The sequence below is a fragment of the Wolbachia endosymbiont (group A) of Andrena hattorfiana genome (assembly GCF_947179565.1).
GTDB lineage: Bacteria > Pseudomonadota > Alphaproteobacteria > Rickettsiales > Anaplasmataceae > Wolbachia.
Genome location: NZ_CAMXBT010000001.1, coordinates 308,867 through 329,808 on the forward strand (window position 1 = coordinate 308,867; position 20,942 = coordinate 329,808).

Here is a 20,942-nt window from a genome sequence, read left to right on the forward strand (position 1 = left end):
CTAGCGAAACAAATTCTGAATATAAGTGTCAATCCTAACACTCGATCTCGGCAAACAAACAGGCTGGGCAATTCTAACAGATGGAATAATTGAAAGTGGAAGCAAAAGCTTTCATGGTAGTCGTTTCAGTGGAGGTGGCATGTGTTTTTTAAGTTTTCGCAATTGGCTTAATTCTTTGAAAGAGATTTCTGCAGTGTACTTTGAGGGGGTGAGAAGACATCTAGGAACTGATGCAGCTCATTGCTATGGTGGTTTTCTTGCAGTGCTGTCTGCTTGGTGTGAAGAACATCACGTACCATACAAAGGTGTTAATGTTAAAACTATAAAACGCTTTATAGCAGGCAAAGGCAATGCAAGTAAGAGTGAAGTTATTGAAGCTGTAAAGGAAAAAGGGTTTTTGCCTAAAGATGATAATGAATCTGATGCTTTAGCATTAATGTTCTATGTTATGGATTTCAGTAAAAATGTTAATAAGACGAAAAATCCATAAAAAGTGGGTCCTTTCAGCCAGAATGGCGGGTTTGGTGGTGCTGACCCCAGGCCTTCTTTAGCGTCAGAGATATTTTGAATATTAACTTTTTAATTATTAAGATATGAATTTAGCAATCCACTACTATCCTGTTGAAAACCTCGTCGAATATAAGCGTAATCCTCGTAAAAATGATGATGTAGTAAATAGAATGTGTGCTTCAATCAGGGAATTTGGCTTTCGTATACCAATAGTTGCAAAAAGCAATGGAACTGTGGTTGATGGTCATTTAAGACTTAAAGCAGCAAGAAAACTTGGTATGGAAAGTATTCCAGTGGTCTTAAGTGATAATCTAAATGAACCACAAACCAAAGCTTTTCGATTACTGGCAAATCAATCAGCTAATTGGGCAAAGTGGGATGATGAGCTTTTGAAAGTAGAAATTCAAGAGTTAGAAGATTTACAGTTTGATCTTAAAATGACTGGATTTGAATTAGAAAAAGTTCAAAACTTTCTTGATGATTTAGATGGTGAAGAAGAAGATCTTTCTGACTTAGTTGTTGATGACAAAAAAGTAGAAATAACAAAACCAGCTGATCTATGGATTTTAGGTGATCATCGAATCTATTGTGGTGATAGCTCTTTAGTTGAATCATATAAAGCGGTATTAGATAATAAAATGGCAGATATTACCGTATGTGATCCTCCATATAACGTTGATTACGGTAGCAGTCAGGAAAGAGAAGAGAAAAAAATATTAAACGATAATCAAGGTGAAAAGTACGAACTTTTTCTCTACGACATCTGTTCCCATATTTTAGCATATACGAAAGGTGCAATTTACATCTGCATATCATCATCAGAGTTTTCAACGTTACAAAAAGTATTTGAGGAAGCGGGAGGGAAATGGTCAACATTTATCATTTGGGCAAAGAATCACTTTACGCTAGGAAGATCAGATTATCAAAGACAATACGAAGCAATGCTCTATGGATGGAAAAGCGGCAATAAACGTGAGTGGCATGGGGGTAGAAATCAAAGTGATCTGTGGTTTTATGACAAACCAGTGCATAACTCATTACATCCAACAATGAAGCCAGTAGAGCTAATGGAAAGAGCAATAGTTAATAGCAGTAGATCAGGAGATATCGTACTTGATCCATTTAGCGGCTCTGGAAGTACACTGATTGCATGCGAGAGAACAGGAAGAATTTGTAGGACAATAGAGCTAGATTCAAAATTTGTAGATGTAACCATAAAACGTTGGCAAGTGTACACAGGTAGGGAAGCAATTCTTTCTGGTACTGGTAAAACTTTTTCAGAGATTCAAGAAGAAAAACAGTAAGAAAAAAGTGGAAAAGATAACGCAAACAGAAATTTAGTAAGCCTTGGTAGTTGTAATATTAATACTGGTATATACCGTATTTTAATGAGTTTAGCGTAACAAATAACTTTGGATTAAATGTGATGTACTCAATGAATCAAGAAAAGATGTTAGCTGGAGTAGTAACTTCGCAAACAAATAATGAAGCATCGTTTTCTGAAGAAGTAGAAAATAATGTTTCAAATTCTACACTATCTGTTAAGGAGAGAATTGAATTGTTTGAAAAAGGTACGAAGCAAGAACCTGACCTGAACACTGAATGCAAACTAGCTTCTTTAAATGTGATTAGCAATAGTAGCGATAGCAGTATTACAGCAAAAATAGACGAAGCAGGTGCTGATTTTTCAGTGAGTTGTTCTTCTTTAGTATTGGATGATGGTAAAGACATAGAGGACGAATTTAATGCAGTTTGTGAGGCAAATGGAATAGAATATAACCGTCCGTATTCTCTTGATCAGTTTGAGGCAGCATCCAACACATCTTCCAACCCCAAAATAGACAATACAAAAGAAATGCAAAAAGAGGAAGAGGATAAAGAATTAGGAGATAAACCAAAGCCGTTACCTAGGAATGGAATGTTGGAGAAGGACAATATTAGAAATGTAGCTCCACCTTCACCTAGAACAGCAGAAAATCATCGGTTGAGTATTATTCAGGATATTGCACCACCAAAGCTACCACATTCTTCTTTCCAATTAAATGGAGAAAAATGTGATGAGCAAGAAGCTATAGGAGAACCTATGTATGCAACTATAGACCAAAGTAAAAGATTCTCGAAAAGAGGTTTAGATGGTGAAATAAATGATCAAAGTCCAGAGATAGAAAAGTCAAATTCTGAAGAAACATCAATTAAGAAAGAATCAGAAGATATAACTGATGAACCTGTAGATCTGAATACGAAATTTTTAAAAAAGAGTTTGGAAGGAAGCGATAGTGGGATAGACAATAGAAGTGCAGAGGTGACAAGATCAAATTCTCAAGTAACAGAAATGAGTGAGTTTTGTGGCAGGCAAGGATGGGAGAATATGTCATTAAATCATGATAGTCCAGTTACACTTTCAACTAGCCCATCAGAAAAAAGTGATAATGAAGAAACCCCGTTAATTAAAAAAGAAAAGAAAACAAATAGAATTTTGCCAAGAGTAAAATATGCAATGCAGCAGAAGGAATTTGTAATTTTCGGTATAGCTGCTGTTGCACTTAGCGCTTCTGCAGCTTTGGTATATCTACAGGATAAAGGACAATTTATTGCATTTTTTGCAAACAGCCCTCTCTATATTACTATGCCAATGATAGCAATTACTTCATTGCTTGCAATTAGCACAATATTTTGTGGAATAAAGCAATTTAGAGATACTGAGGAGTGTCAAATAGGGGGAAAGAATGCGAATGAAACTTTGAATCAGGTGCTAAAGTATCAACCAAAAGATAAAGTAATAAAATCAGTCAAACTGGAATACAGCAATGGTACTCATTCACATTTTACACTTAACGCTTGGAAGGGTAAGAACAACTTCATTAATATTGACGACAAAGTCATTAGTAGAAGAAATAAAGTAGAATCAGTAATCAAAGATAGGCCATTATTTACAGCATTATTAAGCAGTTTGGTTGCTGCAAATATAGTATTGCCTTTATTACTGTATGTAGAAGGTGGTATTAATAGTGTACAGAAGTTTTACCAGAACGCTTTGATTAATAACGTAGGGTTATCACTACTTATAGGCTCGAGTATACTTGCACTATCAGTGATATTCCTTGGAGTACATTACTACAGAAAAACAAATTGCACAAATCTTGTATATTGTGAGGAAAGAATTGAACCAGAAAAAGTTAATGGAAAGTTCATTGAGGAAATAAAGGAAGCAAGGACAAAAGTGCTTGAAGAAAACCATAGTAAAGATGCCAAATGCAGCAGTTTAACGCTAGAGCAAGTAGTGGTTGAATCTCATAACTACAAAGATGCAATTTATAGTATTAGTTGAAAATAGCCAAATTTCACTATGTAAAAAGAAAGCAGCTATAAACCGGAGTACTTCGCTCTATATTAGTAAAATATCTCTAAGACGCCGGCAAGTATAAACAGGTAGGGAATTGCTGATACTGGCAAAACCTTTTCAGAGATTCAAGAAGAAAATTCGTAGAAACAAGAGAGAGGAGAAAAAAAAGTGAAAATCACACAAACAGAATGGGCAAGAGAGATAGGAGTATCAAAGCAATATGTCTGTTATTTAGTAAAAAAAGGAATAGTTGAGTTGGAGGATGGACTCATTGACCGAGAACAAGCAAACAGGGCTATAGAAACAATCAGAGATCCAAGTCAACCACTGAGAAGAAAAAACTATTCAGAAAGCGGAGAAAAACTTTCCACGATGTTGCTTAAAACGCGAATAAAAAATGAAATGGAACGAGGTAAACTTCTTGAGGCAAAAGCTAGGGCTGAGATAGGAGAACTTGTAGCAGTAGAAGAAGTAAAGCGCGATGCATTTAATGTAGCAAGAGTTGTCCGTAATAATTTACTTAATATTCCAAATAGAGTTTCAGCATTGCTTGCATCACTGAGTGACACTGAAAAGATTCATATGGCGCTAACTGAAGAGATTACAAACTCACTTGAAGAATTATCTAATACTAAATTTCAAATATAAAAAAGATTTTGAATATAAAATGGCTGATAACTTAAGTTTAGAGTTAATAAAATGTCTCATCAATCAACCAGGAGTAGATGTAAATGTTAGAGGATTAAACGGAAAAACCCCACTACATTGCGCTATAGAGTTTGATGAATTAAGTATGGTAGATCTGTTACTCACGAAAAAGAACATTAATCCTTTTATAGAAGATAATGATGGTAAAACATCTCTTGATTACGCCAAAGAAGGGAAAAAAGCAGAAATATTACAAGCGCTAATTAATAACAAATACGGGTCAGAACAAGATAGCTTACTTCATTTAGCTGCAATGATAGGTGAAGTTAATGCAGTTAGATATTTGATAGGAAAAGGCATTGATGTTAATGTACGAAATACTCTGCATCATACTCCATTACATCTAGCAGCAGGCATAGGACATGAAAATATTGTCAAAATTTTAGTGAAAGAAGGAAATGCTGAAATAGATGTCTTTGATGCACGAAATCAGACACCAATGCACTATGCAGTTAATAACAAAAAGTTGGAAATAGTAAAGTTACTGCTAAAGCTTGGAGCAGATGTGAATAGTGCACGCATGGGACAAAACTCAATGAAATTGTCACCTGTGCATATAGCTGTAAGTAATACTAATTACGATGAAAGAGACTTATGTCTTGATATCCTCAAATCCTTAATAAAGGAGCCTAATGCTCAAGTCAATTTGCAAGACTACGAAAGTAAAACACCACTACATTACGCTGAAAGACTTAAAACAATAGAAGTTTTACTAACACGAGAAGATATAGACCCTCTGGTAAAAGACGATAGCGGCAAGACACCATTTGATTACGCTAAACCTGAGATAAAGAAGGCTTTGATGAGTAATAAATACGGTTCTGAAAAGAATAGTCTACTCCATTTAGCTGCACAAAGAGGAGAAATTGAGATTGTAGATGCAATTTTAAAAGAAGAAATCAATATTGATATTGTAAATAATAAAGGTCTATCACCAATTTATCTTGCTGCAGAAAAAAGGCATTTACATGTAGTAAAGTTATTGCTGAAAAAAGGAGCAAACTATACACCTGTTTTGCACTTAGCAATCAAGTCAAATAATTTAGAATTGCTAAAAACTTTATTTAAAGAAAAGAGCATCAAATTACCAGACGAGATAGGCAAGTCTGTACCAGTTTATTATAGGTGTATAGAACATAGAGATGCAAAAGTAAGAAAATACAACAATGTGATCTGTGTTTTTACCTCAGTAAGTGCAGTAGCAATAGCGGTATGTATAGGGTTAACAGCAACAACAATAAGCAATGCAATCATTTTTGCAACAATAACAGGGATATTTGCACTTATTATAGCAATAATGATAAGTGAGGTGAGCAAAAGATATATAGAAAACGAATTTCAGAAAAAGATGTTTATGGAACTGGAGGAGTGTAGTTCTACTGTTAATGACGTTGAGTTAGAACCAATTACTAGTAGATGCAGACAATGATATACGCTAGAGCTTTTTCTGAAGGTTTAAGACCAGATCCCCAGCTTAAAGTGTCAGAGTGGGCAAATGAGTATCGAGTTTTAGCACCAACTGCAGCATCAGAGCCAGGAAAATGGAGAACAGAGAGAACTCCTTATTTAAAAGAGATCATGGATTCACTTTCTCCGTCCTCACCAGCAGAAAAAGTAGTATTCATGAAAGGAGCGCAGATTGGTGGAACAGAAGCTGGTAACAATTGGATTGGCTACATCATAGATCAGACTCCTGGTCCAATGCTGGTAGTACAGCCAACAGTTGAAATGGGAAAACGTTGGTCGAAGGGAAGATTTGCACCGTTAATAGAGAGTACGCCATGTTTAAAAAGTAAAGTAAAAGACCCAAGGTCAAGAGATTCAGGGAATACTGTACAGAGTAAGGAATTTCCAGGTGGAATAGTAGTAATAACTGGAGCAAATAGCAGTGTAGGACTTCGTTCTATGCCAGTAAAATATCTCTTTCTTGATGAGATTGATGCCTATCCAGGAGATTCAGGAGGTGAAGGAGATCCAGTTTTACTCAGCATAGCCCGTACTAATACATTTGCACGGCGAAAGATTTTTTTAGTATCAACACCAACGATTCATGGAATAAGCAGAATTGAGAAAGAATTTGAAGCAACAGATAAGCAGTACTTTTTTGTACCATGTCCGTATTGTAATTACTATCAAGTTCTAAAATGGTCACAAATTAAATGGGAAAACAACGACTCAAGAACAGCACATTATGTCTGCACTGAATGTAGCAGCAAAATAGAAAATCATCAAAAGACAGAGATGCTAGACCGTGGAGAATGGAGAGCTACAAATCAAGTACACAATAGCAAAGTAATAGGATTTCACCTTTCAAGTCTTTATAGTCCAGTTGGCTGGTATAGTTGGCAACAAGCAGTAGAAGATTTTCTCCATGCCAAAGAAAGTGAACAATTACTGAAAGTTTGGATAAACACAACGCTTGGAGAAACTTGGGTAGATAAAGGAGAAGTACCAGACTGGAAGCAATTATTTAACAGGAGAGAATTTTTTCAGATTGGCACAGTACCTAGGAGAGAAGTAGTACTTACTGCAGGAGTAGATGTCCAAAAAGATCGTCTAGAGGTGGAAGTTGTAGCCTGGGGAAAAAGCCGTGAAAATTGGTCAATAGACTACCGAGTATTTGAAGGAGATACAGGAGGTGGAGAAGTATGGAAAAAGCTTTCGGAGCTCCTCAATCATCATTTTATCGGTGAAAATGGGCTTGAATATATGATAAGTATGATGGCAGTTGATGCAGGATATGCAACACAGGAAGTATACAATTGGGTAAGAGGTCATCAAGGCTCTGGAAGAGTAATGGCAGTGAAAGGTGTAAATAAAGCGCTAGTGCCGCTGAGTAGCCCAAGTAGAGTAGATATAACAGTTGGTGGTCAAAAGCTAAAAAGAGGAATAAAGCTATGGCCAGTAGGAGTATCGATATTAAAGTCAGAGCTTTTTCAATTACTTAATATTTTGAAAGAAGAAGAGAAAGTGCCAGCAGGATATTGTCATTTTCCGGAGTATGCACCTGAATATTTTAAGCAGCTAACGGCAGAGCAATTAGTCAGCAAGGTAGTAAAAGGATACACTAAACAAGAGTGGCAGAAGGTAAGAGAAAGAAATGAAGTACTAGATTGCCGAATTTACGCAAGAGCAGCATCGATAGCACTGGGAATAGACAGATGGCCAGAGAGTAAATGGAATAGTTTAAGTGAAAAACCAGAAAGTAAAAAATCAAAGAAAATAGTGAAAAGTAAATGGATCAGCAAGTAGTAAATGTATAACGAAGATTATTTAATTCAAGTCGAAGAAGCGATAAAGAAGCTGCAAAGCGGAGAAAGAGTTGTCTCAATTGCATATGGTGACCATGTTGTGCGGTACGGAGAAGTTCAAATAAATGATTTATTGAATTTAAGACAACGAATTAAGGCTGAGTTAAAAGTTGCAGGCATGAGGCCAAAGAGGAAAATTGTTTTTTCAACGAGTAAAGGAATTTTATAAATGCTGCTAAAAACCTTCAAGCAATTATTTAACAAACCAAAGATAAAAAGCTCAGCGTGGGATGCAGCAGGCTCAGGAAGAAGATTTTTTCACTTTCAACCAGAGTTAGGAAGTATAAACAATTTGCTGTCTCAAAGCCTTGAGCACTTGCGTAGCCGCTCTCGTGATATGGTGAGAAAAAATCCATATGCAGCAAATATTATTGATACAATAGTAAGTAACTCTATTGGAACAGGAATAAAGCCGCAATCAAAAGCAAAGAATGCAGAATTTCGAAAGAAAGTACAAGAATTATGGCTGAAATGGACAGATGAAGCAGACAGTAGTGGAGTAAGTGATTTTTATGGATTACAAGCTCTAGTATGCAGAAGTATGATAGAAGGTGGAGAGTGTTTTGTACGCCTCCGACATCGTAAACTCGAAGATGGATTTTCTGTACCATTGCAACTTCAAGTATTGGAATCAGAACATTTAGATAACAAGAGCAATCAAACACTAGCCAATAGTAATGTAATAAGAAACGGGATTGAGTTCAATAGACTTGGGCAAAGAGAAGCATATTACCTATTTAAAGAACACCCTGGTGAAGGTTCGTTTGGCGAATCAGTGAGAGTGCCAGCAAATGATGTTTTACATATCTATAGACCATTAAGACCTGGGCAAATCAGAGGGGAGCCATGGCTTTCGAGTATACTTCTGAAACTTTATGAGCTTGATCAATACGATGATGCAGAATTAGTGAGAAAAAAGACAGCAGCAATGTTTGCGGGATTTATTACAAGACTTGATCCTGAAGCAAATATTTTAGGTGAGGCGCAAGCAAATGAGCAAGGAGTAGCACTATCTGGCCTGGAACCTGGAACAATGCAGCTTTTAGACCCAGGAGAGGACATAAAATTTTCAGAGCCATCAGATGTAGGAGGAAGCTATGAAGCATTCATGAGACAGCAACTGAGGGCAATAGCAATAGGCACAGGGATAACATACGAACAACTAACAGGAGATTTAACCGGTGTTAATTATTCATCAATCAGAGCAGGATTAATAGAGTTTCGTCGTAGATGCGCTATGCTGCAACATAACATTATGGTATTCCAATTTTGCAGACCAGTATGGAGTAGATGGCTAGAACTTGCCACTTTATCTGGAGAGCTTTCTACAACAGACAATCAAATATTTAAAGATGTGAAATGGATACCACAGGGATTTGATTGGGTAGATCCGCTTAAAGACCAGCAAGCACAACAAATGTCGGTAAGAAATGGCTTCAAAAGTCGAGCAGAAGTAGTATCAGAAATGGGTTACGATGTAGAAGAAATTGACCAAGAAATAGCAGAAGATCAAAAGCGAGCTAATTCTTTTGGACTTTGTTTCGATTCTGATGTTAATCATAAAAGGGAAGGAAGGTGATGTGGATAAATAAACCAGTAATGGTAGAGAGAAGAAGCTTTGAACTACTATCATTATATAACAGCAAACAACCTATCTTTAAGAACTTAAAGCATTTTCATATAAACCCAAAAGGAATAGCAATAATACGTATTTATGGAGTTTTGACAAAAAAAACAGAAGCTTTTGATCATATTTTAGATATGACTTCGTATGAAAATATTCATGAAGAGATAGAGAGTGCTTTAGGAGATAAAAGCATAGAGACGATTCTACTTGACATAGATAGTCCAGGAGGGGAAGTAAACGGTGTCTTTGACCTAGCTGATTTTATTTATGAATCAAGAACAAAAAAGAGAATTATTGCAATAGCAAATGATGATGCATATTCTGCTGCATATGCTATAGCTTCTAGCGCTGAGAAGGTATTTGTGAGCAGAACTTCTGGTGTTGGCAGTATTGGAGTAATAGCAAGTCATATCGATCAAAGTAGGTTTGATGAAAAGCAAGGTATTAAGTACACCACAATCTTTGCTGGTAGTCGAAAGAATGATTTAAACCCACATGAGCCAATGACGTCTGAAAGTCTGGGAAGCTTACAAAAAGAAGTAGACCGACTATATGAAATGTTTGTGCAGCTGATAGCAAGGAACAGAGGTCTTTCAATTGAAAAGATTCGATCAACAGAGGCAGGGCTATATTTTGGGGAGAAAGCAATAGAAATAGGTCTTGCAGATGGAGTTACAACATTTTTTGAATTTATCAACAATCATAAAAGTAGGAGTGTTAGTATGACAACTATTGAGGAAAGCTACGAGAACTGTCGTAGAGAAATTTTAGAGATAATAAGATTATGTAATGTATCAAAGATGCCAGAAAAGATAGGAGAATTTATTGAGCAAAGCGTAAGTGTTGAGCAAGCACGGGAAGTTTTAATGGAGTTACTTGCAGAGCGAACGAAAAAGACAGAGATACTGAGTGCAATACCACAGAATTCAGGAGAAGAATTGATGATGCAGGTAGCTAAAGCTAGAGCACAATCAAGTATTTAAGTTTTTTTATAACCGCCGCGTACAATAACTACAAACATGGCGGTAAAACTAAAGGAAAAAAAGGAGAAAAGAAAATATGACATGTATAACCGAACAAAATAATCTAGGTGACTTATTAAAGTATGAGGCATCAAGTCTATATTCAAGAGATCAGATAACAGTAGCAAAAGGGCAGAACCTAAAGCTTGGTACAGTAGTGGCTCTCGATAAAGATAGCATGGTTAAGATAATAAATCCAACTGCCACAGATGGTACACAAACAGCGATAGGTGCAGTAGTAAGTGATGTAAATGCGACAGAAAATGCTAAAGCAGTAATTATTACTCGTGGTGCAATACTAGCAGATCATGCGGTTGTGTGGCCAGCAAATATCACTGAAGAGCAGAAAGCTGCAGCAATAAAGCAACTTGAAGCACGAGGGATCATTGTCCGCAAGGGAATTTAACTAAAATTAATAGGAAAAAAGGGAGAAAAAAAATGCAAAATCCATTTACAAATCCAGCATTTAGTATGACGGCACTAACAAATGCGATGAATATATTGCCGATAAATTATGGACGAGTTGAAAATCTAAATTTGTTTCCAAGTAGGTCAGTAAGATTTAGACATATTACCATAGAAGAACACAACGGAGTATTAAGTTTATTACCAACGCAAGTACCAGGGGCGCCAGCAACAGTAGGAAAAAGAGGAAAAAGAAAGGTAAGAACATTTACGATTCCACATATTCCGCATGATGATGTAGTGTTACCAGAGGAAGTACAGGGAATAAGGGCATTTGGATCAGAAAGTGAACTTAAAGCGCTAGCAGACGTAATAACTGACCATTTACAGCTAATGAGAAACAAACATGCAATAACATTAGAGCATTTGCGAATGGGAGCGCTGAAGGGAATAATTTTAGATGCTGATGGGTCAGAATTATTAAATCTGTACAACGAATTTGAAATAACACCAAAAGTAGTAAATTTTGCCCTTGGAACAGCAACAACAGATGTCAAGCGTAAGTGTCTGGAAGTACTCCGGCATATAGAAGATAATCTAAGTGGTGAATATATGACCGGAATTCATGCCTTGGTAAGCCCTGAGTTTTTTGATGCATTAACTTCGCATAGTAAAGTGAAAGAAGCATATGAAAGATGGCAAGAAGGAGCAGCGCTAAGGAATGATATGAGATCAGGATTTACGTTTTGTGGAATCACGTTTGAGGAATATAGAGGGCAAGCAACTGATCCTGAAGGAACCGTAAGAAGGTTTATAGAAAGGGATACAGGACACTGTTTTCCAGTAGGAACAGCGAGCACATTTACAACATATTTTGCACCAGCAGATTTTAATGAAACAGTAAATACACTAGGACAGCCACTCTATGCAAAACAAGAGCCAAGAAGATTTGATAGAGGGACTGATTTGCATACGCAGTCAAACCCTCTGCCAATGTGCCACCGTCCAGCGATACTAGTCAAGATCGTTGCAACATAGGTAGAGCAAATATAAAGCGGTGTGAGGCAGAAGAATGCTTTACCTCTTCTTAGCATATAAATGTTAGTATATAGCGGAGAAACGTGCAAGAGAATATTAAGAGATTATTTAAAGATTGTTTTGCCCATTTAGGAGAAGTGGCTTTATATAAATCAAAGGATAAGTCATATATGGTACAGGTATTAAAGCAACAGCCAGATAAATTATACGAGATTGGTGAAGGACAATTTGTGGGAGAGATGCTTTTTCTTGAGGTAAGCATTTTTGATATACTGAGGCCAATTGTAGGAGATATTTTTGTTATAGGTGATTGCAAATACAAAATACACACACCACCACTTAGAGATAAATCTGGAATGGTCTGGCGAATCGAAGCGTATGGGGTGTAAAATGTCTGTTCATATAGAAGTTGAGGTAATAGAAAGTGTAAATGCTAAAAGAAAAAAAATAGAATTAGCAATAGTGAGAGCGTTAAACAGAACAGCACTATGGCTAAAATTGAAGACAGCAAAAGAAATTAGTGAGGAAAAGAAGATAAAATTAAGTTTGATAAGAAAGAGATTAAGAATTTTTAAGGCGAAAACTAGCAGATTAGAAGTGTTAATTAGAGCAAATCTCTATGACATTAGAGCATCGACAATTGGCAAGATACAAAAAACAAGAAGAGGATCGAAAGTAGGAAAGCATGAGTTTATAGGAGGATTTGCAGCAGTTATGCCAAAAGGAAATAGCGGTATGTTTAAACGTGAAGGAAGGGCAGCATTGCCAATAAAGGAAGTTAAGTTGCCACTGAAACCTGAGGCTTCAAGGATAATAGGGAATCTTGTTAATTATGAAGTTGAAAAGGTATTTGAAAAATATTTTATACATTACATGAGTTAAATTATATGCATGACAAAGTTCTGGAAAGATTTACATCAAGCAATTTGCAGCACACTGAAGGAAGAAATACCGTCTATACAGACATGTGAAATTTATCCAGCAATAAGGAAAGAATTATTAGCGCCAGCGTTATTTGTAGAGCTTGTGAGTTTAGAATCGGGAAAAGATCCTGGAACAGAGGAATTAGCGCTGAAAGCAAGATTTGAAGCGAGAATTGTAGTTGATGGAACAGTCGAGTATTCCTCGTTAGTTGTAAGGTCATTAGCAGCAGAAGTAGCAAGAGTAGTAAATAAAAATACTTGGAACGTGAAAAATGTTTCACCAGGAGAATTTATATCAGGAGGAGGAGATGATTTTAGGCCAGAGCTCGATGCATATTTAGTGTGGTTGGTTGAATGGGTTCACTATCTGCATTTTGGAGAATCAGTCTGGTTAGAGGGGAAAATTAAGCCACATAAAATAGCAGTGGGAGAAATGCATGTTGGAAAATAATTTTGCCATTGCAGAGTTACAGAGAAAAGTAGCGAATATTATTCGTATCGGAATTATTAAAGAAATAGATTATGAAAAAGCAAAAGTAAGAGTGAAAATAGGAGAATTTTTAACAGATTATCTGCCATGGGTAACGAGCAAAGCAGGAAAAGATAGAGATTGGTCTCCACCAGATATCGGTGAACAGGTTATGATATTTTCTCCTTTTGGTGAACTATCATTAGGAGTGGTATTAGGAGGAATATATCAGGAAAAATACCCTGCACCAGAGAATAAAAAAGAAATAAATAGTATAAAATTTCAAGATGGAACAAGATTGTTATATGATAAAGGGAAGCATCATTTAGAGATTGAAGTAGTGGACAAAATAACACTGAAGGCTGGGAAATCAAGTATAGAAATGACAAAAAGTGGAATAAAACTGAAAGCAGAAAGGATTGACTTAAATTGAACAAAGGAATAGTAAGGTTAGGAGACTACTGTGGAGAAGCTATACCACATTTCTGCATTAGCGGAAGTAATAATGTTTTTGTAAACGGTAAGTCAATATGTAGACAAGGAGACAGTTTTAGTGAAGGAAAAGTAATGATTTAAGTATCAAAAACAGTGTTTGCAAATGGTCTTAGTGTAGGAAGAGTAGGAGATATAGTTTCATGTGGGTTTAAAGTAATAAAAGGCAGTGAAAGCGTCTTTGCAAAATAGAAATGAAGGGTATGGATGGTAAAACAGGAAAAACATTAGAAGGAATAGAGCACTTAAAGCAATCGATAATTGATATACTGACCACTCCTATTAACAGTAGGATAATGAGGAGAGATTATGGGTCAAGATTATTTGAATTAGTGGATAAACCAATTAGTAGAGATTTTACTTTGGAGATCTATGCAGCAACAGCAGAAGCACTGGGGAAATTTGAGAAGAGATTTAAGTTAGAAAAAGTAAAAATTACAGAAGTAAAAGAAGGAAAAGTGATTCTTGTACTTCAAGGTATTTATCTTCCAGAAGGCAAATTCATAGATATTAGAGGAATAGTTGTTTAGAAATGCAGACACCTAATATTATTGAAAAGCTGAGTTATGAAGAAATCTTTTCGAGAATGAAGGAAGAATTGGTCCGTAGAGGTGAAACCTTTTCAGCATTAGTTGAAAGTGATCCAGCGGTAAAGATTATGGAGGTAGCAGCATGGAGAGAACTTTTGCTCAGAGAAAGAATAAATGAAGCAGTAGAGAGTAATTTACTGAAATTTGCAGTAGGAGAAGATCTTGATAATTTGGCTGAGTTTTACGGAGTGGAGAGGCAGAAAGAAGAAGAGGATGAAAGATTTAGAAAGAAGGTAAAAGCAAAAATAAAAGGCTGGAGCACATGTGGGAGCAAGGAGTATTATAGGTATCATGCACTGTCAGCAGATAGTAGAGTAAAAGATGCATTAGTAGAATCACCTATACCAGGGAAAGTACAAATTTCAATCTTATCAACACAATTATCCACAACTGGCATAGCGTTAGAAGAGCTACTAGAAATTGTAAAAAAGCAGGTTACTAGAGATGATATAAGGGTTTTAACAGATACAGTAACAGTAATTGGTTGCAATATTACGGAAATAGATATTCACAGCAGAATGAGCATAAGTCCTGTAATATCGAAGGAGGAAATCAAGAAGCAGTTCATTAAGAAGTTTGAAGCAAATAGAAGGCTGGGATGGAATGTTACAAGATCTTGGATAATAGCAAATTTGTTTGTAGAGGGTGTAGAAAACGTAGAATTAATCGAGCCAAGAGAGGATGTTGTGGTTCTGGGGAATGAGTGTGCGGTGCTTAGCTACGTCAAGTTAGATAGGATTTAAAACGTATTTTTTGCTTTGTGGAATCATACCAGTGAGAGGATTACGTGCAATAAGTGGTTTAAGGTTTACTGGATAAAAATGACCAATGTTATGCAGACGAAAAGATTCTCCTTCTCCTAGCTGTTGCAACTTATTTTTTAAGGTATTAACAATATAGTCAAATATCAAAGAAAGTATTTTTAATACCGAGAATATCTTTGTTTTTTATCAGTTCTGCAATGATCTCTTGCTTACTCATAAGCTACCTAAATAAAGGAAATTAAAGCAACTTGAAAGAAAAGACAAATGAAAAGTTTATTACCGCCAAACGCAACAAAGCAAGAAAAAGCGCTAGTAGAAACAATCGACTATAAAGTTAATCCAAGTTGCATAAGAGGGTTTAAATTTAGATTAGAAGAAGAAACATTGCCGTGGTTGATTGAGGAATATGGTTTAGAAGAGATACTGCGTTGGGTAAAAGATAGAAGAAAAGCCGTAGTAGAAGGAGTAAAATTTCAAAGACTGAGAGGAACTCCAGCATCACTAAAAATAGCACTAAAATGGGCAAATATAGAAGATATTACAATTATTGAGGAGCCACCTGGTAAACATTTTTTCGAGTTGCAAATAGGAATAAGAGATGTTCCAAATGACTTTTTTGTAGATGCAGTAGTAGAGCTGACAAAACTATCATTACCTGCAAGATCCAGATTGATGAGAATTTTTAACGATTATTATAATGCACAGAGATTTATATTGGATGAGAGTTTATTTGGAGATCTTCTTTCTGACTATTCAGGGGTAAAAATAGAAAAAGATGGACCGGTGTTATCATTTGGAAGAGTGAACTTTTTCAGATCTAGCAATCCATTAATTGAGGTTATAGAGAGTTATCTACGCGATCATCATGAACAAGCTTTAAGCAATGATATATATCGCTTGGATGTAGCAATACTTGGAGAAACCGAGCCTCACACAAAGAATTATAACGGTATTTATGAAAGAAATCATGTGTGGTATAACTTCAAAGCACTATATCCGCTACCACAGAGCTTATTACCTGAGATTAAGTTTGCTAAAGCGCAGATAGTATTATCAGATAGCTGGAATTTAGGGAAAGTAAATGCATGTTTTCCAGTAAGTAGCGTAGAAGAAGAAGGAAATAAATTTGTATTGGGAAGTAGTAAACTGTCTGAAGAACTGTGGAATTTAAAATACAAGCCAATTTTAGAAAGGTTTAGCGTTACTCACCACTACAAAGTAGAAGATTTTACCAATCAAAAAGTTATAAGATATGGTTTAGCAAAGCACTATGTTCATTTTGAAAGCGAATTAAATTCAGAGCAAAAGGATTCAATACATGAACCGGAAAATTACATTTTAGTGTTGTACCCAGGTGTACTAACATGGCACGAACATCGACATTTGCACAGAAGTTGGAAAAATAGTCAAGTAATATCTATAATAAGTTAAGTACTTATATTTATATCCTCATATATTATATTAATAATAGGTTAAAATATATGAAATAAAAAGAAAAAGACTTGCTTTCTTATGCTAAAACGGACATGACTTGAATAGCGGCAGGTAAATATAAGAAATTTGTCTGGCGCTAGAAAAGCTAATTTTGTGAGGTATGCAATGGGGTTCAACGAAGAAAAGAGAGAATCTTTTAGTAAGTTTTTTAAAGAAGTATCAAGTAACGGGTTTGAAAACATTAATAAAAGAAATGAAGAAGGAGAGACGATATTACACCAAGCAGTGGAAATCTCTGATTACAAAACAGTAAGGTTATTAATAAATAAGGGAGCAAATGTGAATGCAAGAGATAAAAAGGGTTATGCACCACTGCACTGCGCAGTATTTGCGAGAAGTTTAGAAAATGTAAAAGTGCTGATCAGGGGAGGAGGAGAAGTAAATGCTACTCAATATATCAACGGATGTACGCCACTGCACTCTGCATGTAGGCTAGGGGCAGGAATTGCAATAATAAAAGAGCTAGTAAAAGCAGGAGCTGCAGTTAATCAACTGGATAAATATGGTGCAACACCAATGTACTATATCTGGGAAAGTGAAAGGTATGGCCTATGGGATAATGGAGAGAATGAAAAGGCGAGGAAATTTCTGGGAAAGCAAGGCGGAATAACAAAAAGTAGAGAACTGACGTGCTATGGAATAGAGAGGCTAGTGGGAGAAATAGCAGACATGTTGAATAGGAGTTATTTGCCTGAGTTAAAAATAATAGAGATAGGAGAAATAAGGAAGAAAGATAAGTCACTAATAAAGGAAGAATGTAAAAATTTAGCAAGCAAAATAATGAGCCAAGTGAACGAAATGATAGATGAGGTGGTGGAGGCAGACTTAAGCAAGATGTGGTGAGGAGGGAGCTCAAAAAGATGAGCAAAGAGTTTGGTTGCGAAAATTTCAAAGGGAAAGTGAGGTATGTTATGTCAAGGAAAGAAGCAAGGAATGTTTTTGATAGGTTATTGAAAGCATTATCAGAAAACAGGTTTCAACAAATAAATGAAAAAGACGCAGCAGGTTGCACAATATTGCACCGAGCAGCACAGGTGTCAGAGCCAGAAGTAATAAAGTTATTAATAGAAAAAGGTGCAGGTACAAACGATAGAAACAATAGAGGCGAGACACCGTTGCACCTAGCAGCGTTTTTAGGAAGAAGAAAAAATGTGAAAGTGCTGATAGAAGGAGGAGCTACAGTAAATGCAAAATCAAACAATAAAGCAGTACCACTACACTTAGCCTGTTTAGCAAGAAGAATAGGAACAATAGAAGAGCTGATAAATGCAGGAGGAGATCTTGATACAGTAGATAAATTTGGATGTAGCCCACTAAACTATGCAAAAATTTACCCGAAAGTGACAAGTTATCTAGAAAAGAAGGGAGTGAATATGAGAGATGTAGAAGTGATGTATGGAGAAGCAAACAAGGCAATAGAGGAGATAATGGAGAAACGAAACGTAAATGAATTACAACAGCAGGAGGTAGATTTAACAGATTAAACATATAGATTTATATCTTAATATAATATGCTGAAAAAATGTGTATATTTTGTAAAAAAAAACTTGCTTTTTATGCCAAAACAGCCATAAGTGAAAAAGTAGCTAGTAAATAAACAAGATTTGCTAAGCGCTAAAGTGAGCCAAATTGGAGGCACTTTATATTGCATTAATAGCTGAGGAAAGTTATGGTAAAATTTAGTAAGAAAGAAAGAGAAGAATTTAATAAGTCGTGGAAAGAAGTATTAGATAACTCAATAGAAAATATTAATAAAAAAGACACAAAAGGGAGGACGATACTACATTACGCGGTAGGAATGCCAGATCCAAAAAAAGTGAGGTTATTAATCAAAAAAGGAGCAGATATAAATGTGGCGGATGCAGGACAATATAGACCACTGCACTTAGCAGTCATGGGGCAACGTGTAGAAAATACAAAGGAGCTGATAAAGGCAGGAGCAGATATAAACGCAGTGGAACGAAGTAGCAAATTTGCCGCGTTACACCTTGCCTGCATGGTAAGTGAAATAAAAATAGTAGAAGAGCTAGTAAAAGCGGGAGGGAATGTGGAACAAAAGGATAAATTTGGCAAGACCCCAATGGATTATGCGAGAAATAATAAAGAGATAAAAGAAGTGTTAGAGAACGTAAAAATGGCAAATAAACAGAGGGAGTTTATAGAAAGAATAAGGGTTGTATCGGAAAGTACAGCAGCAGGTGTGATAGTAGCAAAGGAAGAGCTAGAAACTGTGGATGAGAAAGTGCTATAGCGTTTTAAAAATTCAGAAGGGCTGTGTTTGAAAAGGTGATTATATGGAAAAAAAAGTAGAAAAAGAGGTAAAATGTTTAGAGAAAAAACCACTAGCAGAACTGAAAAAAATATGGAAGAAGGTATTTGGGGAAGAGGCACCTAGACACTCAAAGAAATACCTGATACCAAGATTGGCGTATAGGTTGCAGGAGAAAGCGTATGGAGAAATATCAAGAAAAGGGGCAAAAAGACTAGAATATCTAGCAGATCGACTAGAGAAGGGAAAAAGGATAAGTAGCGATAAACTGCCAGCAGTAGGAACGGAGTTGATATTAGAAAGAGGTGAAGAAACGCATGCAGTGATGGTAACAGATAAGGGTTTAATCTACAGAGAAGAATTTTTTACGTCATTATCAGCGGTAGCCGGAAAAATAATGGGAATGAGCTACAACGGTCCTTTATTATTTGGGATGCGTGATAAAAAGGTAAGTTGAGGGGGAGAAAATGCTAAAAGAGGTGAGGTGTGCGATATATACGAGAAAATCAAATGAAGATGGACTAGAACAAAAGTTTAATAGCTTGGACGCACAAAGGGTAGCATGTGAAAAATATATAAAAAGCCGAGAAGGGTGGGTAGCATTAGCCAAAAGGTATGATGATGGAGGCTATTCAGGAAGTAATTTAAATAGACCAGCGATAAAGGAATTATTTGAAGATGTAAAAGCCGGAGAGGTAGACTGCGTGGTAGTATACACGTTGGACAGGTTATCAAGGGAAACGAAGGATTGCATAGAAGTAACGTCATTTTTTAGAAGGCACCGGATAAGTTTTGTAGCAGTGACGCAAATATTTGATAACAACACACCAATGGGAAAATTTGTGCAAACAGTGCTATCAGGGGCAGCACAACTAGAAAGAGAAATGATAGTAGAGAGAGTAAAAAATAAAATAGCAACATCGAAGGAAGAGGGTCTATGGATGGGAGGGAATCCACCACTTGGTTATGATGCAAAAGATAAGGAATTAATAATAAATGAAAAAGAAGCAAAAGTAATAAAGCATATATTTGAGAGGTATATGGAGCTGAAATCAATGGCAGAATTGGCAAGAGAGTTAAACAGAGAAGGATATCGAACGAAAGCAAAATCAGATATCTTTAAAAAGGCCACAGTGAGGAGAATAATAACAAATCCGATATATATGGGAAAAATACGGCATTATGAGAAGCAGTATAAAGGAAAGCATGAGGCAATAATAGAAAAAGAAAAATGGCAAAAAGCGCAAGAATTGATAAAGAATCAGCCGTATCGAGGCAAAAAATATGAAGAGGCGCTACTAAAGGGGATGATAAGATGCAGATGCTGCAAAGTAAACATGACGCTGACATATTCAAAAAAAGAAAATAAAAGGTATCGATATTATGTGTGCAACAATCATTTAAGGGGAAAGGGTTGTGAATCAGGAAACCGAACAATAGTCGCCGGAGAAGTGGAAAAAGAAGTAATGAAGAGAGCGGAATGCTTATATGAGAATTGGGAAAAAGGGGCAAAAAAAGAAAAATGGGAAAATTTAAGTTTCAGAGAACAGAAAGAAGCAGTGAAAAAATTAATAAAGGAAGTAATGGTAAAAGAAGATGGAATAGAGGTGCGTTCTGAATCAGAGGAGACATTTATAGCAATGAATTTGAAGAAGAAAGGAAACAAATGCACAGTAGTGGAACCAGAGGGGAAAACAAACAATGCACTACTGAGAGCAGTGGTGAGAGCTCACCTATGGAAACGGCAGCTAGAAGAAGGAAAATATAGAAGTGTGAAAGAGCTGAGCGTTAAAATTAATATAGGTACAAGACGTATACAACAAATTTTAAGATTAAATTATTTAGCACCAAAGATCAAAGAAGACATAGTAAATGGGAGACAACCAAGTAGCTTGAGGCTAGCTGATTTAAGGGAAATACCGATGCTGTGGAGTGAGCAGTTTGAAAAGTTTTACAAGTTAGCGTCTTAAATTACAC

General features: G+C 36.1%; 24 protein-coding genes and 1 pseudogene. 24 read left to right on the forward strand and 1 reads right to left on the reverse strand.

The window, feature by feature from the left end:
* The first annotated feature begins 25 nt into the window (after positions 1-25).
* From OM966_RS01550 to OM966_RS01635, 18 genes and pseudogenes are all read left to right on the forward strand, one after another.
* Complete coding sequence (locus OM966_RS01550; RefSeq protein ID WP_065095465.1) at positions 26-490, forward strand: RuvC family protein; 465 nt, start codon at positions 26-28, stop codon at positions 488-490.
* A 103-nt stretch (positions 491-593) separates the two neighbouring features.
* On the forward strand, positions 594-1,814 hold the full coding sequence (locus OM966_RS01555; protein WP_065095466.1) for a DNA modification methylase: 1,221 nt from the start codon (positions 594-596) through the stop codon (positions 1,812-1,814).
* A gap of 131 nt (positions 1,815-1,945) precedes the next feature.
* Complete coding sequence (locus OM966_RS01560) at positions 1,946-3,838, forward strand: hypothetical protein (RefSeq protein WP_264328554.1); 1,893 nt, start codon at positions 1,946-1,948, stop codon at positions 3,836-3,838.
* A gap of 183 nt (positions 3,839-4,021) precedes the next feature.
* Positions 4,022-4,501, forward strand: a complete 480-nt coding sequence (locus OM966_RS01565) for a hypothetical protein (protein ID WP_065095468.1) — start codon at positions 4,022-4,024, stop codon at positions 4,499-4,501.
* Between the two features lie 19 nt (positions 4,502-4,520).
* The gene (locus tag OM966_RS01570; protein ID WP_065095471.1) at positions 4,521-5,990 is read left to right on the forward strand and encodes an ankyrin repeat domain-containing protein; all 1,470 of its coding nucleotides are present in this window, start codon (positions 4,521-4,523) and stop codon (positions 5,988-5,990) included.
* Entirely contained in the window at positions 5,987-7,813 is a 1,827-nt protein-coding gene (locus tag OM966_RS01575; RefSeq protein ID WP_065095469.1) for a phage terminase large subunit family protein, read from the forward strand. Before OM966_RS01570 ends, OM966_RS01575 begins: the two co-directional genes overlap by 4 nt.
* A gap of 3 nt (positions 7,814-7,816) precedes the next feature.
* Complete coding sequence (locus OM966_RS01580; protein ID WP_065095024.1) at positions 7,817-8,041, forward strand: gpW family head-tail joining protein; 225 nt, start codon at positions 7,817-7,819, stop codon at positions 8,039-8,041.
* Entirely contained in the window at positions 8,042-9,451 is a 1,410-nt protein-coding gene (locus tag OM966_RS01585; RefSeq protein ID WP_264328555.1) for a phage portal protein, read from the forward strand.
* Positions 9,451-10,482 carry a S49 family peptidase gene (locus tag OM966_RS01590; RefSeq protein ID WP_264328556.1) on the forward strand — a complete coding sequence of 344 codons (1,032 nt, stop codon included), beginning with the start codon at positions 9,451-9,453 and terminating at the stop codon, positions 10,480-10,482. Before OM966_RS01585 ends, OM966_RS01590 begins: the two co-directional genes overlap by 1 nt.
* A gap of 76 nt (positions 10,483-10,558) precedes the next feature.
* The gene (locus OM966_RS01595) at positions 10,559-10,927 is read left to right on the forward strand and encodes a head decoration protein (protein WP_065095519.1); all 369 of its coding nucleotides are present in this window, start codon (positions 10,559-10,561) and stop codon (positions 10,925-10,927) included.
* Positions 10,928-10,959: 32 nt separating this feature from the next.
* Positions 10,960-11,964, forward strand: a complete 1,005-nt coding sequence (locus tag OM966_RS01600; RefSeq protein WP_264328557.1) for a major capsid protein — start codon at positions 10,960-10,962, stop codon at positions 11,962-11,964.
* A gap of 83 nt (positions 11,965-12,047) precedes the next feature.
* Positions 12,048-12,353, forward strand: coding sequence for a head-tail joining protein (locus OM966_RS01605; RefSeq protein ID WP_052265018.1), 306 nt, complete (start codon positions 12,048-12,050; stop codon positions 12,351-12,353).
* Position 12,354: 1 nt separating this feature from the next.
* A complete protein-coding gene (locus OM966_RS01610) occupies positions 12,355-12,846 on the forward strand; it encodes a phage tail protein (RefSeq protein WP_065095516.1) in 492 nt (163 codons plus the stop codon).
* 9 nt (positions 12,847-12,855) lie between these two features.
* The gene (locus OM966_RS01615) at positions 12,856-13,338 is read left to right on the forward strand and encodes a hypothetical protein (protein WP_065095515.1); all 483 of its coding nucleotides are present in this window, start codon (positions 12,856-12,858) and stop codon (positions 13,336-13,338) included.
* Positions 13,325-13,789 (forward strand): phage baseplate assembly protein V, encoded by a 465-nt coding sequence (locus OM966_RS01620; protein WP_264328558.1) that lies wholly within the window; start codon positions 13,325-13,327, stop codon positions 13,787-13,789. Before OM966_RS01615 ends, OM966_RS01620 begins: the two co-directional genes overlap by 14 nt.
* Positions 13,786-14,040: pseudogene (locus OM966_RS01625) on the forward strand (PAAR domain-containing protein). Before OM966_RS01620 ends, OM966_RS01625 begins: the two are co-directional and overlap by 4 nt.
* Before the next feature lie 2 nt (positions 14,041-14,042).
* Positions 14,043-14,378, forward strand: a complete 336-nt coding sequence (locus tag OM966_RS01630) for a GPW/gp25 family protein (RefSeq protein WP_264328559.1) — start codon at positions 14,043-14,045, stop codon at positions 14,376-14,378.
* Between the two features lie 2 nt (positions 14,379-14,380).
* The gene (locus tag OM966_RS01635) at positions 14,381-15,181 is read left to right on the forward strand and encodes a baseplate assembly protein (RefSeq protein ID WP_264328560.1); all 801 of its coding nucleotides are present in this window, start codon (positions 14,381-14,383) and stop codon (positions 15,179-15,181) included.
* On the opposite strand, the gene OM966_RS01640 is transcribed toward OM966_RS01635, so the two are convergent.
* The gene (locus OM966_RS01640) at positions 15,167-15,349 is read right to left on the reverse strand and encodes an HU family DNA-binding protein (protein WP_264328561.1); all 183 of its coding nucleotides are present in this window, start codon (positions 15,347-15,349) and stop codon (positions 15,167-15,169) included. The genes OM966_RS01635 and OM966_RS01640 overlap by 15 nt on opposite strands.
* A gap of 117 nt (positions 15,350-15,466) precedes the next feature.
* On the opposite strand from OM966_RS01640, the gene OM966_RS01645 reads away from it, so the two are divergent.
* The 6 genes from OM966_RS01645 (at position 15,467) to OM966_RS01670 (ending at position 20,935) form a co-directional block, all read left to right on the forward strand.
* Positions 15,467-16,633, forward strand: a complete 1,167-nt coding sequence (locus OM966_RS01645) for a phage tail protein (RefSeq protein WP_264328562.1) — start codon at positions 15,467-15,469, stop codon at positions 16,631-16,633.
* Positions 16,634-16,801: 168 nt separating this feature from the next.
* On the forward strand, positions 16,802-17,539 hold the full coding sequence (locus OM966_RS01650) for an ankyrin repeat domain-containing protein (protein WP_264328563.1): 738 nt from the start codon (positions 16,802-16,804) through the stop codon (positions 17,537-17,539).
* A 17-nt stretch (positions 17,540-17,556) separates the two neighbouring features.
* Positions 17,557-18,180, forward strand: coding sequence for an ankyrin repeat domain-containing protein (locus OM966_RS01655; RefSeq protein WP_264328564.1), 624 nt, complete (start codon positions 17,557-17,559; stop codon positions 18,178-18,180).
* A gap of 185 nt (positions 18,181-18,365) precedes the next feature.
* Positions 18,366-18,947, forward strand: coding sequence for an ankyrin repeat domain-containing protein (locus tag OM966_RS01660; RefSeq protein WP_319604288.1), 582 nt, complete (start codon positions 18,366-18,368; stop codon positions 18,945-18,947).
* Positions 18,948-18,990: 43 nt separating this feature from the next.
* The gene (locus tag OM966_RS01665; RefSeq protein WP_264328565.1) at positions 18,991-19,422 is read left to right on the forward strand and encodes a DUF2924 domain-containing protein; all 432 of its coding nucleotides are present in this window, start codon (positions 18,991-18,993) and stop codon (positions 19,420-19,422) included.
* Between the two features lie 10 nt (positions 19,423-19,432).
* Positions 19,433-20,935 (forward strand): recombinase family protein, encoded by a 1,503-nt coding sequence (locus OM966_RS01670; protein ID WP_264328566.1) that lies wholly within the window; start codon positions 19,433-19,435, stop codon positions 20,933-20,935.
* Positions 20,936-20,942 lie beyond the last annotated feature (7 nt).

Excerpts from the sequence above, each read along its gene's own strand:
- OM966_RS01585 (WP_264328555.1), top strand. The coding sequence starts at position 8,042 with ATGCTGCTAAAAACCTTCAAGCAATTATTTAACAAACCAAAGATAAAA.
- OM966_RS01655 (WP_264328564.1), top strand. The coding sequence starts at position 17,557 with ATGAGCAAAGAGTTTGGTTGCGAAAATTTCAAAGGGAAAGTGAGGTAT.
- OM966_RS01665 (WP_264328565.1), top strand. The coding sequence starts at position 18,991 with ATGGAAAAAAAAGTAGAAAAAGAGGTAAAATGTTTAGAGAAAAAACCA.
- OM966_RS01560 (WP_264328554.1), top strand. The coding sequence starts at position 1,946 with ATGAATCAAGAAAAGATGTTAGCTGGAGTAGTAACTTCGCAAACAAAT.
- OM966_RS01645 (WP_264328562.1), top strand. The coding sequence starts at position 15,467 with ATGAAAAGTTTATTACCGCCAAACGCAACAAAGCAAGAAAAAGCGCTA.
- OM966_RS01615 (WP_065095515.1), top strand. The coding sequence starts at position 12,856 with ATGACAAAGTTCTGGAAAGATTTACATCAAGCAATTTGCAGCACACTG.
- OM966_RS01575 (WP_065095469.1), top strand. The coding sequence starts at position 5,987 with ATGATATACGCTAGAGCTTTTTCTGAAGGTTTAAGACCAGATCCCCAG.
- OM966_RS01670 (WP_264328566.1), top strand. The coding sequence starts at position 19,433 with ATGCTAAAAGAGGTGAGGTGTGCGATATATACGAGAAAATCAAATGAA.
- OM966_RS01555 (WP_065095466.1), top strand. The coding sequence starts at position 594 with ATGAATTTAGCAATCCACTACTATCCTGTTGAAAACCTCGTCGAATAT.
- OM966_RS01620 (WP_264328558.1), top strand. The coding sequence starts at position 13,325 with ATGTTGGAAAATAATTTTGCCATTGCAGAGTTACAGAGAAAAGTAGCG.
- OM966_RS01610 (WP_065095516.1), top strand. The coding sequence starts at position 12,355 with ATGTCTGTTCATATAGAAGTTGAGGTAATAGAAAGTGTAAATGCTAAA.
- OM966_RS01630 (WP_264328559.1), top strand. The coding sequence starts at position 14,043 with ATGAAGGGTATGGATGGTAAAACAGGAAAAACATTAGAAGGAATAGAG.
- OM966_RS01580 (WP_065095024.1), top strand. The coding sequence starts at position 7,817 with ATGTATAACGAAGATTATTTAATTCAAGTCGAAGAAGCGATAAAGAAG.
- OM966_RS01595 (WP_065095519.1), top strand. The coding sequence starts at position 10,559 with ATGACATGTATAACCGAACAAAATAATCTAGGTGACTTATTAAAGTAT.
- OM966_RS01635 (WP_264328560.1), top strand. The coding sequence starts at position 14,381 with ATGCAGACACCTAATATTATTGAAAAGCTGAGTTATGAAGAAATCTTT.
- OM966_RS01590 (WP_264328556.1), top strand. The coding sequence starts at position 9,451 with ATGTGGATAAATAAACCAGTAATGGTAGAGAGAAGAAGCTTTGAACTA.
- OM966_RS01660 (WP_319604288.1), top strand. The coding sequence starts at position 18,366 with ATGGTAAAATTTAGTAAGAAAGAAAGAGAAGAATTTAATAAGTCGTGG.
- OM966_RS01650 (WP_264328563.1), top strand. The coding sequence starts at position 16,802 with ATGGGGTTCAACGAAGAAAAGAGAGAATCTTTTAGTAAGTTTTTTAAA.
- OM966_RS01600 (WP_264328557.1), top strand. The coding sequence starts at position 10,960 with ATGCAAAATCCATTTACAAATCCAGCATTTAGTATGACGGCACTAACA.
- OM966_RS01570 (WP_065095471.1), top strand. The coding sequence starts at position 4,521 with ATGGCTGATAACTTAAGTTTAGAGTTAATAAAATGTCTCATCAATCAA.